11 protein-coding genes are annotated in these 13,495 nt (G+C 62.0%); 7 read left to right on the top strand and 4 right to left on the bottom strand.

The annotated features are described in order from the left end of the window. The first annotated feature begins 289 nt into the window (after positions 1-289). From argE to NCS02_RS07115, 4 genes are all read left to right on the top strand, one after another. Positions 290-1,516 carry an acetylornithine deacetylase gene (argE, locus tag NCS02_RS07130; RefSeq protein ID WP_244808066.1) on the top strand — a complete coding sequence of 409 codons (1,227 nt, stop codon included), beginning with the start codon at positions 290-292 and terminating at the stop codon, positions 1,514-1,516. Between the two features lie 23 nt (positions 1,517-1,539). Then, positions 1,540-2,562, top strand: coding sequence for a threonine/serine dehydratase family protein (locus NCS02_RS07125; RefSeq protein WP_175980116.1), 1,023 nt, complete (start codon positions 1,540-1,542; stop codon positions 2,560-2,562). 570 nt (positions 2,563-3,132) lie between these two features. Further along, positions 3,133-4,056, top strand: coding sequence for a SphA family protein (locus tag NCS02_RS07120; RefSeq protein ID WP_244808064.1), 924 nt, complete (start codon positions 3,133-3,135; stop codon positions 4,054-4,056). Positions 4,057-4,104: 48 nt separating this feature from the next. Beyond that, positions 4,105-5,685: an NHL repeat-containing protein gene (locus NCS02_RS07115; RefSeq protein ID WP_244808063.1), complete on the top strand. Its 1,581-nt coding sequence runs from the start codon at positions 4,105-4,107 to the stop codon at positions 5,683-5,685. Between the two features lie 107 nt (positions 5,686-5,792). Here the strand turns inward: NCS02_RS07115 and NCS02_RS07110 are convergent, their stop codons facing one another. The 4 genes from NCS02_RS07110 to NCS02_RS07095 all read right to left on the bottom strand — a co-directional run bounded on the left by NCS02_RS07110 (position 5,793) and on the right by NCS02_RS07095 (position 9,930). Next, the gene (locus tag NCS02_RS07110) at positions 5,793-6,608 is read right to left on the bottom strand and encodes an ABC transporter permease subunit (RefSeq protein WP_033536119.1); all 816 of its coding nucleotides are present in this window, start codon (positions 6,606-6,608) and stop codon (positions 5,793-5,795) included. Further along, positions 6,608-7,516: an ABC transporter permease subunit gene (locus NCS02_RS07105; protein ID WP_033536118.1), complete on the bottom strand. Its 909-nt coding sequence runs from the start codon at positions 7,514-7,516 to the stop codon at positions 6,608-6,610. The genes NCS02_RS07110 and NCS02_RS07105 overlap by 1 nt, the downstream gene beginning before the upstream one ends. After that, on the bottom strand, positions 7,513-8,685 hold the full coding sequence (locus NCS02_RS07100; protein ID WP_244808061.1) for an ABC transporter ATP-binding protein: 1,173 nt from the start codon (positions 8,683-8,685) through the stop codon (positions 7,513-7,515). The genes NCS02_RS07105 and NCS02_RS07100 overlap by 4 nt, the downstream gene beginning before the upstream one ends. Before the next feature lie 129 nt (positions 8,686-8,814). Beyond that, positions 8,815-9,930, bottom strand: a complete 1,116-nt coding sequence (locus NCS02_RS07095) for a polyamine ABC transporter substrate-binding protein (protein ID WP_502800865.1) — start codon at positions 9,928-9,930, stop codon at positions 8,815-8,817. 552 nt (positions 9,931-10,482) lie between these two features. Between NCS02_RS07095 and NCS02_RS07090 the strand changes: the two genes are divergently transcribed. The 3 genes from NCS02_RS07090 (at position 10,483) to NCS02_RS07080 (ending at position 13,482) form a co-directional block, all read left to right on the top strand. Then, positions 10,483-11,820, top strand: a complete 1,338-nt coding sequence (locus NCS02_RS07090) for an Nramp family divalent metal transporter (RefSeq protein ID WP_244808060.1) — start codon at positions 10,483-10,485, stop codon at positions 11,818-11,820. 168 nt (positions 11,821-11,988) lie between these two features. Further along, on the top strand, positions 11,989-13,206 hold the full coding sequence (locus tag NCS02_RS07085) for a phospholipase A (protein ID WP_244808059.1): 1,218 nt from the start codon (positions 11,989-11,991) through the stop codon (positions 13,204-13,206). A 72-nt stretch (positions 13,207-13,278) separates the two neighbouring features. Next, positions 13,279-13,482, top strand: a complete 204-nt coding sequence (locus tag NCS02_RS07080; protein WP_008349809.1) for a DUF1289 domain-containing protein — start codon at positions 13,279-13,281, stop codon at positions 13,480-13,482. Positions 13,483-13,495: the final 13 nt, after the last annotated feature.

The raw sequence follows: 13,495 nt of genomic DNA, 5'->3' as shown, positions 1-13,495 counted from the left end.
CCAGCTCAACGCCATGATGCGCGACGGCACAACTTGGAATCCCCCAAAACCATGATCCTTACCAACTCAACCCTTGACGCTCAATACAGTTGCTTTCTTTGCAGCAGCAAAGAAAGTGACTGCCGCCCCGCACAGGGGCAACGCTAATAGACCACTAAGAAAACGGGATCCAGCGACAACCCCAAAGCGCCAAAGCTCAAAAGCCCCAAAACTCAAAAACCAAAAAGCCCCCTACGGCCAGCATCATTCTTTTGGGCTATGATCAAACCCTACCCGCAGGAGCAAAAATATGTCACAGATCGCTGACACGGCGAATCTCGAAGCTCAATCCAGAACCGAAACGCCCATTTGCCTGCCGTGGATCGAACGGCTCGTATCCATCGATACCGTAAGCCGCAATCCGAATCTCGGCCTGATCGAAACGGTACGCGACGAACTGCGAAAAGCGGGCATCGAAGCGACCATCACCAACGATCCGCGCGGCCAGTGGGCGAATCTCTTCGCCACGGTCCCGGCGCACGACGGCCAAACCGACGGCGGCATCGTGCTGTCGGGTCACACCGATGTCGTTCCGGTCGACGGTCAGGACTGGCAGAGCGATCCGTTCAAGCCCGAAGTGCGCGACGGCCTCCTCTACGGCCGCGGCTCGTGTGACATGAAAGGCTTCATCGGCGCCGCGCTCGCCATGCTACCGAAGATGCAGGCGACCAAGCTCGCGAAACCCATCCACTTCGCGCTTTCCTACGACGAAGAAGTCGGCTGCGCCGGCGCGCCGCTGATGATCGCCGACCTGAAAAAGCGCGGCCTCAAACCCGATGGCTGCATCGTCGGCGAACCGACATCGATGCGCCCGATCATCGCGCACAAAGGCATCAACACTTATCACTGCTGCGTGCGCGGCTTCGCGGCGCATTCGTCGCTGACGCCGAAGGGCCTGAACGCGATCGAGTACGCAGCGCGGCTCATCTGCCACATCCGCGATCTCGTCGACGAGTTTCGCGCGCAAGGTCCGTTCGACGAACTCTACGACGTGCCCTTCACCACCGGTCAGACGAGCACGATAAAAGGCGGCAACGCGATCAACACCGTGCCCGCCGAATGCAACTTCGAGTTCGAATTCCGCAATTTGCCGACGATCGATCCCGATCAGATCTTCAAACGCATCCAGTCGTACGCGCATGACACGCTGCTGCCGAAGATGCTGAAGGAACACGGCAACGCGGCGATCGAATTCACGAAGCTCGCGTCCGCGCCCGGCCTCGACGCCACCGAGCAGGCCGCGATCACGCAACTCGTGCGCGCGCTCACGCAAAATCAGGACAAGCACAAGGTCGCCTACGGCACCGAAGCGGGCTTGTTCGCGAACGCGGGCGTGCCGAGCATCGTCTGCGGGCCGGGCAACATCGAACAGGCGCACAAGGCGAACGAGTATGTGTCGCTCGAACAGCTCGTCCAGTGCGAGGCGTTCCTGGGCAAGTTCATCCACAGCATGTCCGTCGAAGCACAGCCCCGTTGACCTCTCCAGATCGACAACACGTCATGTCCACTGCCATGCAGCATTCCGACAATACGATCGACGGCACACCGATTCCGACGCTCGACGAAATCGCCGAGCAGCATATGGCGCTCACGCCGTGGGTGACGCGCACCCCGACCTTCGAGCGCCACGACTTTCCGACGCTCGAAGGCACGCCGGTCACGTTCAAGTTCGAACTCTTGCAGGCAAGCGGCACGTTCAAGGCGCGCGGCGCGTTTTCGAATATCCTCGCGCTCACCGACAGCGAGCGTTCGGCGGGCGTCACGTGCGTATCGGCGGGCAATCACGCGGTGGCGGTCGCGTACGCGGCGCAGCGCATGGAAGTGGGCGCGAAGGTCGTCATCATCAAGAGCGCGAGCCCGGCGCGCGTGGCGCTGTGCCGGCGCTACGGCGCGGAAGTCGTGTTCGCGGAGAACGTCGCCGAGGCGTTCGATGTCGTGCGGCGCGTCGAAGCGGAAGAAGGACGCGTGTTCATCCATCCGTTCAACGGCTATCGCACGGTGCTCGGCACGGCGACGCTCGGCTACGAGTGGACGTCGCAGGCGCCCGATCTCGACGCCGTGATCCTGCCGATCGGCGGCGGCGGCCTGGCCGCGGGCGTATCGACGGCGATGCGCCTCGCAAATCCGTCGCTGCATGTCTTCGGCGTGGAACCGGAAGGCTCGGATGCGATGAAACGCAGCTTCGAGGCGAATCACACGGTCAAGATGGGCGCGATGCACGGCATCGCCGATTCTTTGATGGCGCCGCATACCGAGCAGTACAGCTACGAGCTATGTCGGCGGCATATCGACGAGATCGTCACCGTGTCGGACAACGAGCTGCGTCACGGCATGCTGCAGTTGTTCGGTGAACTCAAACTGGCGGTCGAGCCGGCATGCGCCGCCGCCACCGCCGCCCTGCTCGGACCGTTGCGCGAGCGGCTGGAAGGCAAGCGTGTCGGCGTGCTGCTGTGCGGCACCAATACCGACCCGACGACCTTCGCGAAGCATCTCGCGCTCGCGCGGGAAGCGTCGGGCGACTGAAGCTTTCGCAAGCAGGCGTTTGCATGTCTTTTCTCGGGGCGCATCGTGCGCCCCGAACTCGTTTTGCGCAAACTTCACGCTGAGATTTTCTCAAAGCGTATTAATGAAAAAAATAATTGATCTTTGTGCATATCTTTGTCATTCCGGCGGCAAAGCTTGTCTGCGCACGTGCGCGCTGATAGTGTCGCCAACCAAATGCAGTCGGAAGATCTGTTTCTAAACCTGAGCACTGTTTAATCTTTTTCAATCGCCATTAGCGCCCGTTTCAAAGTTCGCGGAGCTGATTCGGCACGAACAAGAACTCTCTCCGGCAAGTACAGGCAGCAACGATCCATCGTTGCGGGAACACGCACGCCTACGAATAGCGATTAAATTCAATTAATGTCTACCGCGATATTTCGCAAAGCGGATAGATAGACGGATCCATTTATTACGGCGCTTTTGGACGCACCAATTTTTCAAACAATGAGCAAAATAAATCGAATCCCAGAAACGGGAATAATGCAATGCGTTTTATCTGAATTCGGCACGCGTCGCGGACTTACCGCGCGCCGATCAGTTCTGGCGCTGATGCTGGCGGCCTCATCGGCCTGCATTCCCGTTGCTCATGCAACCGAAAGCGCGCTCGGCCGGCCTGTCGCGGGCATGAGCGTCGGCCCGAGCGCGGGCATCGTGCCGCCCGAGCCGATGACCATCGTGAACTTCGAGAACATCTATCTCGACGGCTCGATCGGCGCGAACCGCTCCGTGCCGATCGCCGGCACGGCGACTGCCGGCGTCGACGCGAAGATCGACTTCACGCTCGCTACCCTGATGCGCTCGTGGGGCAGCATGGGCGGATGGAGTTTCGCGTCCGCCATCACGCTGCCCTACGTCTGGACCGACGTGAAAGCAGGCGCGTCCGTCGGACGCCTGAACGGCGCGCGCAGCGACAGCGCCGCGAACTTGTTTGACCTCTACTTCACGCCGATCGTCGCGGGATACCACTTCTCGCGCACCGATCACATCGCGCTCAGCTTCAACGTCTGGGCGCCGACCGGCCGTTACGACCCGAACGCGCTCGCCAACACGAGCCTGAACAACTGGACCTTCGTGCCTCAAGTGGCGTACACGAAGCTCGTTCCGCAGTACGGCCTGGAATTCGACGCCGTCGCGGGACTGCAGTTCTACACGCGCAATCAAGCCACCGATTATCAAAACGCCCCGCTCTTCACGCTCGATCTAATGGGCCTGAAGAAATTCGCCAATGGCGTCGGCGTAGGCCTCGTGATGGGCACCGTTCAGCAGCTCGGCAAGGACTCCGGCCCAGTCGCCGATCGGCTCGACGGCTTCGTCGGACATGACTTCTCGCTCGGTCCCATCGTCACTTACGACACCAAGGTGGGCGGCAAACATCCCGTTTCGGCGAGCTTGCGCTGGGTGCCGAGCATCGCGAGCACGAACCGGCTCAAGAGCACCAACAGTTTCATGGCAAGCGCGACGCTGGCGTTCTGATGCCTGCCCGCATCGCGATATGAATTCAACCCGAAGAAGGAGCAACGCATGAAAAAAACCTCTATCAGCACGATAACCGCGCTGCTGTTCGCTGCGGGCACCGCGCACGCGCTGGAAGCGAAGCAGCCGCCGCGCAACCCGTTCCTCGCCGCCGAGAAATATTCGATCACGCACTTCGATTCGTCGCAGAGCGATGCGTTTCCGTATGCGGTCAAGCCCGGCTTCTTCAACGTCGATATCAGCAAGGCGCCGCGCGTCGTCGCCGGTCCGGTGAACATCATGACGCTCGCGTCGACGTCGCCGAACTACATGTGGGGCGTGTCCAGCGAAGGCGTGACGTATATCGACGTGTCGAACGGCGGCTTCAAGGAAGTCGCACGCGCCCCGGCGCCCGGCAACAAGGTCATTCCGGCCGCGCTGCACGACAAGGTGCTCGGCGAGCGCTACACGAACATCAAGCAGGCCGAAGACGCAGTGTTCAAGACCTACGGCCTCGACTGGACGCGCGTCGTCAACGGCGTGTACTCGGTGGTGGACAAGGATAATCATGTCTACTACAACGATTCGGACGGCAACATCAGCATGTTCGGTCTCGTGGACGAAAAGAATCCGGCCGCCGGCATCAAGGTCATCAAGACCGTCGACATGAAACCGATCGTCGGCAAGGCGCATCTCGTCGGCACGGGTGTCACGTACGACGGCAAGTTCGTCGTGGCATCGAACGTGTCGATCAGCGTGTTCGACCGTTCGCTCGAAGGCCAGCCGCAGACGATCCGCTTTGCGCCGGGCGAATTCGTGAGCAACTCGTTCGCGATCGATCAGAAAGGCGGCATCTACATTGCGTCGAATCGCGTGATGCATAAGGTCGTTTGGACCGGCACGAAGCTCTCGGAAGACGAAGCAGACGGCGCATGGAAGGCCGAATATGAGCACGGCGATCAGCCGCCCGCAGTCAAGTTCGGCGACGGCACCGGCTCCACGCCCACGCTCATGGGCTTCGGCGACGACCAGGACAAGCTCGTGGTCATCACGGACGGCGCGAACCGCATGCACCTTGTCGCGTTCTGGCGCGACCAGATGCCTGCGGGCTGGAAGCAGATTCCGGGTACGAAGTCGCCGCGCATCGCCGGTCAGATCGGCATCACGGCCGGACTCAAGCATCCGCCGAAGTTCGTTCAGAGCGAACAGTCGGTGGTCGTGAACGGCTACGGCGCGTTCGTCGTCAACAACGTTGCCGAGAAGGGCCATCCGGACAAGCTCGTCGACGTGCTGTCGCTCGGTCCGGTCAACAAGCCGGCCTCGGGTGCCGAGCGTCTCGAATGGGATCCGAAGAAGCACGCATGGCGCTCGGTCTGGACGCGTGACGACGTCGTTTCCATCAGCATGGTGCCGAGCACGAGTTCGGCGTCGAACATGGTGTTCGTGAACGGCTACTATCCGAAGACGGGTTGGGAAATCACCGGCATGGACTGGAACACCGGCAAGACCGTGCATCGCGTGTCGTTCGGGCAGAGCAATCTGGGCAACGGCGCTTACGCCATCATCCAGTACATGTCCAACGGCGACCTGCTCATGAATAGCATCGGCGGTCCGACGCGCGTCGTTCTGAAGGACGCAGCAGCGAAGTAAGCGGCGCGTCTTGATGCAAGAAGGGCCATCGCGACTGAACATCGCGATGGCCCTTCGGCGTTTACAGCGTCGTGCCGGACGCGCTTTTTGCGTCCGGCCACTTGACGTCACATCACCGTTGCGAGCTTTCTCCGTTCGCTGCGCAGCATGAAGACGTTCGCCGCGATCACGCCGACCGTCACGAGCGCGATGAACAAAGTCGCGAGCGCGTTCATCTCCGGATTCAGGCCAAGACGCACGCGCGAGAACACGACGAGCGGCAATGTCGTCGAACCGGGACCGGACAGGAACGCCGACAGCACGAGATCGTCGATCGAAAGCGTGAACGACAGCAGCCAACCGGCGACGAGCGCCTGCGAGATCAGCGGCAGCGTGATCGAGAAGAACACGCGCAGCGGCGTCGCGCCGAGATCGAGCGCGGCCTCCTCCAGCGAAGGATTCAGCTCCCGCACCCGCGATTCCACGATGATCGCCACATACGAGATGCACAACATGACGTGTCCGATCCAGATCGTGAAGAATCCGCGATCCGGCCATCCGATGAGCTTCGCCATTTCGACGAACAACAGCAGCAGCGAAATGCCCTGAATGACTTCGGGGATCACGAGCGGCGCGTTGATCATGCCCGCGTAGAGCGTGAAGCCCTTGAAGCGCCCCATGCGCGCGAGCACGAAGCCCGCCCACGTGCCGATGACGACCGACGCGCACGCCGTGAAAAACGCGATGCGCAACGACAGCCACGCCGCGTTGATCAGTTCGTCGTCGGTGACGAGCGCGCGATACCACTTGAGCGACGGCTCGGTCCAGACGGTGACGAGCGGCGAATCGTTGAACGAATAGACGATGAGACTCAGGATCGGTATATAGAGGAACGCGAATCCCAATCCCAGCGCGGTGATTTGCAACGGACGGCTGACCTTGATCATCGCTTTTCCTCCAGTTGCTTCGCCTGGAAGTGCTGGAAAAGCGCCATCGGCACGAGCAGCAAGAGGACCATCGCGCAAGTGACGGCGGAAGCCATCGGCCAGTCGGCGTTGTTGAAGAACTCGTTCCACATGACGCGGCCGATCATCAGCGTATCCGCGCCGCCGAGCAGTTCGGGAATCACGTACTCGCCCACCGCCGGAATGAACACGAGCAGGCAGCCCGCGATGATGCCGTTCTTCGACAGCGGCAACGTGATCTGCACGAACGCCTTCCACGGCTTCGCGCCGAGATCGTAGGCCGCTTCGAGCAAAGTCAGATCCATCTTCACGAGATGCGCGTAAAGCGGCATCACGAGAAACGGCAAATACGAATACACCATGCCGATATATACCGCGATGTTCGTGTGATACAGCTCGATCGGCGAATGCAGCAGGCCGATCGAAATCAGGAAGTTATTGAGCAGGCCGTTGTTCTTCAGAATGCCGATCCACGCGTACACGCGAATGAGGAACGACGTCCAGAACGGCAGCATCACGGCCATCATCAGGATGTTGCGCGTGGCCGGATTCGAACGGGCGATGTAATACGCCATCGGATAGCCGATCAGGAGGCACAGCACCGTCGATACCGCCGCGACCAGCAGCGAGTTCATGTAGGTCGCGAAGTACAGGCTGTCCTTGACAAGGAACGCGTAGTGCGCGAAGTCGAGCGCGATATGCATCACGCCCTCTTCCATCGTCACGAGATCCGTGTACGGCGGAATGCCGAGCTGGCTGTCCGCGAAGCTGATCTTCACGACGAGCAGGAACGGCACGAAGAACAGCAGCAGGAGCCACAGATAAGGACCGCCGATGACGAGCGTGCGTCCGGAAACGCCGATGCGCTTGAGCCAGTTCGTCATCATGCGGTCAGCACCACGCCCGCCGACGCGCTCCAGCGCACGTAGACTTCGTCGTCGAACGTGGGCGAATCGATCTCGCCGATCGCGAGGCTCGACAGGTTCGCGACCACGACCTTGCCGGAATCGAGCGTCACGTGATAGAGCGTGTAGCCGCCCATGTACGCGATGTTCGTCACCTTTCCGCGGCCCCAGTTGTAGGTGCCTTCGGGCGGCTTGCGCGTGAGCGCGATGCGTTCGGGACGCACGGATATCGTCACCGGCATGCCGAGCGGCCCGGTGATGCCGTGGCTCACATAGAGCCGCACCGGAAGGTCCGGCGATTCGACGAAGATGTGATCCGGCTCGTCCTCGATGACATTGCCGTCGAAGAGATTGGTCGAGCCGATGAACTGCGCGGAGAAGCGGCTATTCGGATACTCATAGACTTCGTGCGGCGTGCCGAGCTGCACGATCTGCCCTTCGCTCATCACGGCGATGCGATTGGCCATCGTCATCGCTTCTTCCTGATCGTGCGTCACCATGATGCAGGTGACGCCCACCGTATCGAGAATATTGACGAGCTCGATCTGCGTGCGCTGGCGAATCTGTTTGTCGAGCGCGGACATCGGCTCGTCGAGCAGAAGCAGCTTAGGTCGCTTGACGAGGCTGCGCGCGAGCGCGACGCGCTGCTGCTGACCACCCGACAACTGGTGCGGCTTGCGCTTGGCGAACTTCGCCATCTGCACGAGTTCGAGCGCGTTGTGGACGCGGTCCTTCAGCTCGCCGCCCTTTACGCCTTCCTGCTTCAGCCCGAACGCGACGTTCGATTCCACGCTCATGTGCGGAAAGAGCGCGTAGGACTGGAACATCATGTTGACCGGCCGGTTGTACGGCGGCATCTTCGCGAGGTCTTCCCCGTCGATCAGAATCTGCCCTTCGGTCACCGATTCGAGTCCGGCGAGCATGCGCAAAAGAGTCGACTTGCCGCAGCCCGAGCTGCCCAGCAGCGCGAACAGCTCGCCCTTCTTCACCGACAGGTTGACGCCCCGCACGGCCGTCGTCTCGCCGAACTTCTTCACGACATCGACGATCTGCACGAAGCTGTCGTCCGTGCTCGAGACGGATGGGAAACTGCCCGGCTCGCGCCGGCCGGAATTAGGCGCTGCCTTCAACGCGCTCGACTGCTCACTCATGATTGCCTGTTCGACTCCTTGCTTCCATGCGTCTTTCGTGACTCGCCCCGCCACGCGATGCGATCACGAACAAAGCCCCCGGAGGTCCAGGGGCTTCGTCGTATCAAAAGAATAACCGGCTTATCGGATTCATCGGCCGGACTTGAATTCCGTCCAGAGCCGCGTCTGCAGGCGCTGGATTTCCGGCGGCAGCGGCTTCAGCAGGAACAGCGTCTTGATGACATCCTGCGGCGGATACACGGCCGGATCGTTCGCGACGTCCTTATCCACGTACTTGCGCGCTTCGAGATTTGCGCTCGGGTAGTACACGGCGTTGGTGATCGCGGCGTGAACCTGCGGCGTCTCGATGTAGTTGATCCACTCGTGCGCCGCGTCCTTGTTCTTGGCGTCCTTCGGAATCGCCATCACGTCGAACCACACGGGCGCGCCGCCCTTCGGAATGTAGTACTCGATCTTGAACGGCTTCTTCGCATCGACGGCGCGATGCTTCGCGATCACGACGTCGCCCGACCAGCCGTAGGTGAAGCAGATATCGCCGCCGACCATGTCGTTGATGTAGCCCGACGAGTTGAACTGCGTGATGTACGGACGGATTTTCTTCATCATCGCGAGCGCTTCGCGATAATCGGCCGGGTTCGTGCTCATCGGATCCTTGCCGATGTAATGCAGCGCGGCCGCGAACATCTGGTCCGGCGCGTCGAGCACCGAGACGCCGCACGCCTTCAGCTTCGAGATGTTCTCGGGCTTGAAAAGGATGTCCCAGTTGTTCAGTTCGGCGTTCGCGCCGAGGATCTGCTTCGCCTTGTCGACGTTGTAGCCGAGGCCCGTCGTGCCGTACGCCCAGGGCACCGTGTATTTATTGCCCGGATCCGCGCCCTCGACGAGCTTCATCAGGTCGGGATCGAGATATTTGAGGTTCGGCAGCTTCGACTTGTCGAGCGGCGCGAAGATGTTCGCGGCGATCTGCTTGCCGGCGTAATTGCTGGTCGGCACGACGATGTCATAGCCGGAACGGCCGGTCAGGAGCTTGGCCTGCAGGGTGTCGTCGCTGTCGTAGTTGTCGTACTTCACCTTGATGCCGGTCTGCTTGGTGAAGTTGGGAATCGTGTCCTTCGCGATATAGTCCGACCAGTTGTACACGTTCAACTGCGTGTCTTTCGCGAAGGCCGCGAGCGGAGCCAACATCGCGGCGCATGCCAGGGCGCCCGCCAGCTTGGCCGTGCGGCTCGCCAGTTTCTCGTTCATTTCGATTCTCCCTTGTTCCGACTTGTCACGACGTCGTGCCGCCCGGACCCGGCGCATTTTCGCATCGCCGAGCGACCCGCGACTCCCCTAAAACCCCGAAAACTACCATTAAACGCGGACGCGACAAAAAATAATCCGCCGCTTGTCGCGCAAAATGTACACGCCCTTGCGCCACGCGGCGACGGTCTTGCCGCGCGGGGCTCTGCCCGGCTTAGCGCCGCGCGCCGACAGCCGGAAAGAGCGCGCATTTTAGCCCCTAATCCGCTGCCGCGGCACGTGATAAACCCACACTCGTCAAAGTGACACGCAGGCGTAAGCCCGATGCAATGTCATTATTCGTGGTCGGTCGCCTGCGTCCCCTTGCGCCCGCCGTTTTGCGAGTCGTTTCTTCGTCGTTTCGTTGACTCGCACGAGCGCGGCCGACACGGGACAAGCCTGACGAATAGCCAGCGGAACAGTTGTTGCGAGCCAATTCGACGTGCGCCGCGAAAAGCGGCGTCTTCTGAACCGGCAACGCGCACCGTTGCAACGCTATCCGAGGCCGCCTCCCGCATGAATACCAATCCCTCCGCGCTCGCCCGGCCGTCAGCCGCGAAATCCGACGCGCAGTCGCCCGTGGCGACCCGTGAAGATCGGGGGCGCGCGCCGCGCCCGCGCAGACACTGGTATTCGTTCGCCGGCGCGGGCGCGCTCGTCGCTGTCGGCTACATGGATCCCGGCAACTGGGCGACGGCGCTCGCGAGCGGCGCGCGCTACGGTTACTCGCTGCTTTTCGTCGTCCTGCTCGCGAGCCTGATGGGGATGCTGCTGCAATGGGTCGCGTCGCGCGTGGGCGTCGTGACCGGGCGCGACCTCGCGCAACTGTGCCGCGAACGCTACAGCCGCCGTACGACGCTCGTTCTGTGGATCGCGTGCGAAATCGCGATCATCGCGTGCGACGTCGCGGAAGTCGTCGGCAGTGCGGTTGCGCTGCAAATGCTCTTCGGCCTCTCGCTCACGGCCGGCGTGCTGGTTTCGGCGGTCGGAACCTTCGCGATGCTCGCGCTGCAAAACCGCGGCAAGCGGACCCTGCAGCGGGCGGTATCGACGCTCATCTTTCTCGTGAGTTTGTGCTTCGTCATCGAACTCGCGCTGGCGCATCCGGTCTGGGGCGATGCGCTGCGCGGGATCGCGCCGTCGCGCGAACTCGTCCGCGATGCCGGCATGCTCTGGCTCGCCGCGGGCGTGCTCGGCGCGACCGTGATGCCGCACAACCTTTATCTGCACTCCGCGCTCGTCAAGGAGCACGCGAGCGCGCGCGACGACGCGACCATCGGGCGCGCGCTTCGTGGCGTGAACATCGATACGTTCGGCTCGCTCGGGCTTGCGTTCATCGTCAACGCGTCGTTACTGATCGTCGCGGCGGCCGTCTTCCACGCGAACGGCCACACCGGTGTGAACGATCTCGCCGACGCCCACCGTCTCATTGCGCCGCTCGTCGGCACCCATTGGGCGGGCGTCGTGTTCGCCGCCGCGCTGCTCGCGTGCGGCCTGAACGCGACGGTCACGGGCACGCTCGCCGGCCAGGCGGTGATGGAAGGCTTCCTGCGCCTCAAGATGGCGCGCTGGGCGCGGGCGCTCCTGACGCGCGGGCTCGCGATCGGTCCGGCGCTCGTCGCGGTCGGAAGTTTCGGCCAGCATGGTTCGAACGCGCTCCTCGTCGCGACGCAAGTCGTCTTGAGCCTGCAATTGCCGCTCGCCGTGATTCCACTCGTGCGCTTCGCCTCCGATGCCGCGCTGATGGGCCGCTGGCGCGTCGCGCGCGTGCCGCTGGCGCTGGCGTGGATGTGCGCGGGCGTGATCGTCGCGCTGAACGGCGCGATGCTCTGGCAGGCGGTGTTTTCGGCCTGACGCACCGGTTTCGATGCCATTTCGTCTGGAATGTCGGGATCGCGGCGCGGCTCGCGCTGTCAGACTGTCCTGATGCCCGCCCCGCCCCAACAGGACACGAACTACATGGCCCACGGCCCACGATCGATTTCGCTGAAAAATTCCCGCCGCTCTGCCGGCCGCGCACGCATGTTCGCGCTTCTTCTTGCCGGCCTTTGCACAAGCGGCGCTACGCGCGCGACCGTCGCCGTGCTGCAACCCGCGCGCGAAGCCGCCGCCTCGCAACCGCTCGAACTGACGCTCCTCTATACCGACGATGACGCGAAACCCCTGACCGTCGATGTCCCGAAGCAACTGACCATGAATCTGACCAATGGCGATTTGCCGCCGGCGCCGCTCACGCTCGAACGCGATCCGACAGTGCCGGACCGTCTGCGCCTTGCGCCCGGCCAGTATCGCCGCGTGCGTTTTTCGGCGCCGTGGCCCGATTCGGCGCGCGGGACGGTGAAGATCGATCCGGTCGGCTTCGATGCTTCGCCGATGCTCGTCACGCTCAATCGCAGCGATACGCAGACCGAGGTCGCCGCCGCGGAGAAGGCCGAGTCGCAAGCGACGACGCCCGGCCAACTCGCCGTCGCGACGGCCGCGGCGAATACCGCCGTCCAACCGGCGTCCAGCACGGACACGTTGCTCTCGGGCCGCTTCTCGACGTTCGAGCCGATCTATTTCGCGGATGGCAAAAACGGCGACAATCTCGCGAAATTCCAGTTCAGCTTCAAATATCGCCTGCATCTGCCTGACGATCCCCGCTCGCGCGGCTTCCTCGACAACCTCTATTTCGGCTACACGCAGACGGCCATTTGGAATCTCTCGGCCGAATCGGTGCCGTTTCGCGACATCAGCTTTCAGCCGCAACTGTTCTATTACGTGGAGGACACCGGCTGGAAAAGCGCGCTCTTCACGCGCATGGGCGTCGCGGCGGGCATCGGGCATGAATCGAACGGCAAGAGCGGCGACGAATCGCGCTCGATCAACATCGCGTTCGTGCGCCCGACATGGGATTTCGGCGATCTGAACGGCAATCACCTGACGCTCTCGCCGAAGTTCTATTACTACCTGTCGAAGGCGGGCAACGAGGACATCGCGGATTATCGCGGCTACGTCGATTTCCTCGTGAAATACGGCAGCCCGGACGGCTGGCAACTCGCGACGACATTACGCAAAGGCACGAAGCACTGGTACGGCAGCGTGGAATCGCAGTTGACCTATCCGCTCGCGAAGCTGATCGGCAGCGCGTGGGGCGGCTATCTGTTCGTGAGCTACTTCAACGGGTACGGCGAGGACATCCTCGATTACAACCAGCGGCATCACTGGATCGCGCGGATAGGCTACAGTATCGCGCGTTGAGTTTTTTTACGATTTTGAATGCCGCGTTGCCGCCCTTTTTGTTCGGCGCCGATGCGGTCACGAGCTAGCCCAATGTCTTCGAATCTTCACGATCTGCCTGATAGCCCCTGCATCGGCGTGTGCTCCACGCTCTTCGACGACGTCTGCAAAGGCTGCGGCCGCACGGCCGGCGAAGTGTCCAACTGGGTGTTTCTGAACGACGACGAAAAACGCGCGATCTGGGAGCGCATTACGCGCGAAGGAACGGCGATGCGGTTTCGCAACGACAGGCTTTGACCGGCATGTAAAA

The sequence above is a fragment of the Caballeronia sp. NCF2 genome (assembly GCF_023631205.1).
Lineage (GTDB): Bacteria > Pseudomonadota > Gammaproteobacteria > Burkholderiales > Burkholderiaceae > Caballeronia > Caballeronia zhejiangensis.
This window is presented reverse-complemented; position numbering and strand designations above follow the sequence as displayed.

Excerpts from the sequence above, each read along its gene's own strand:
- argE (WP_244808066.1), top strand. The coding sequence starts at position 290 with ATGTCACAGATCGCTGACACGGCGAATCTCGAAGCTCAATCCAGAACC.
- NCS02_RS07125 (WP_175980116.1), top strand. The coding sequence starts at position 1,540 with ATGTCCACTGCCATGCAGCATTCCGACAATACGATCGACGGCACACCG.
- NCS02_RS07120 (WP_244808064.1), top strand. The coding sequence starts at position 3,133 with ATGCTGGCGGCCTCATCGGCCTGCATTCCCGTTGCTCATGCAACCGAA.
- NCS02_RS07115 (WP_244808063.1), top strand. The coding sequence starts at position 4,105 with ATGAAAAAAACCTCTATCAGCACGATAACCGCGCTGCTGTTCGCTGCG.
- NCS02_RS07105 (WP_033536118.1), bottom strand. The coding sequence starts at position 7,516 with ATGATGACGAACTGGCTCAAGCGCATCGGCGTTTCCGGACGCACGCTC.
- NCS02_RS07100 (WP_244808061.1), bottom strand. The coding sequence starts at position 8,685 with ATGAGTGAGCAGTCGAGCGCGTTGAAGGCAGCGCCTAATTCCGGCCGG.
- NCS02_RS07095 (WP_502800865.1), bottom strand. The coding sequence starts at position 9,930 with ATGAACGAGAAACTGGCGAGCCGCACGGCCAAGCTGGCGGGCGCCCTG.
- NCS02_RS07090 (WP_244808060.1), top strand. The coding sequence starts at position 10,483 with ATGAATACCAATCCCTCCGCGCTCGCCCGGCCGTCAGCCGCGAAATCC.
- NCS02_RS07085 (WP_244808059.1), top strand. The coding sequence starts at position 11,989 with ATGTTCGCGCTTCTTCTTGCCGGCCTTTGCACAAGCGGCGCTACGCGC.
- NCS02_RS07080 (WP_008349809.1), top strand. The coding sequence starts at position 13,279 with ATGTCTTCGAATCTTCACGATCTGCCTGATAGCCCCTGCATCGGCGTG.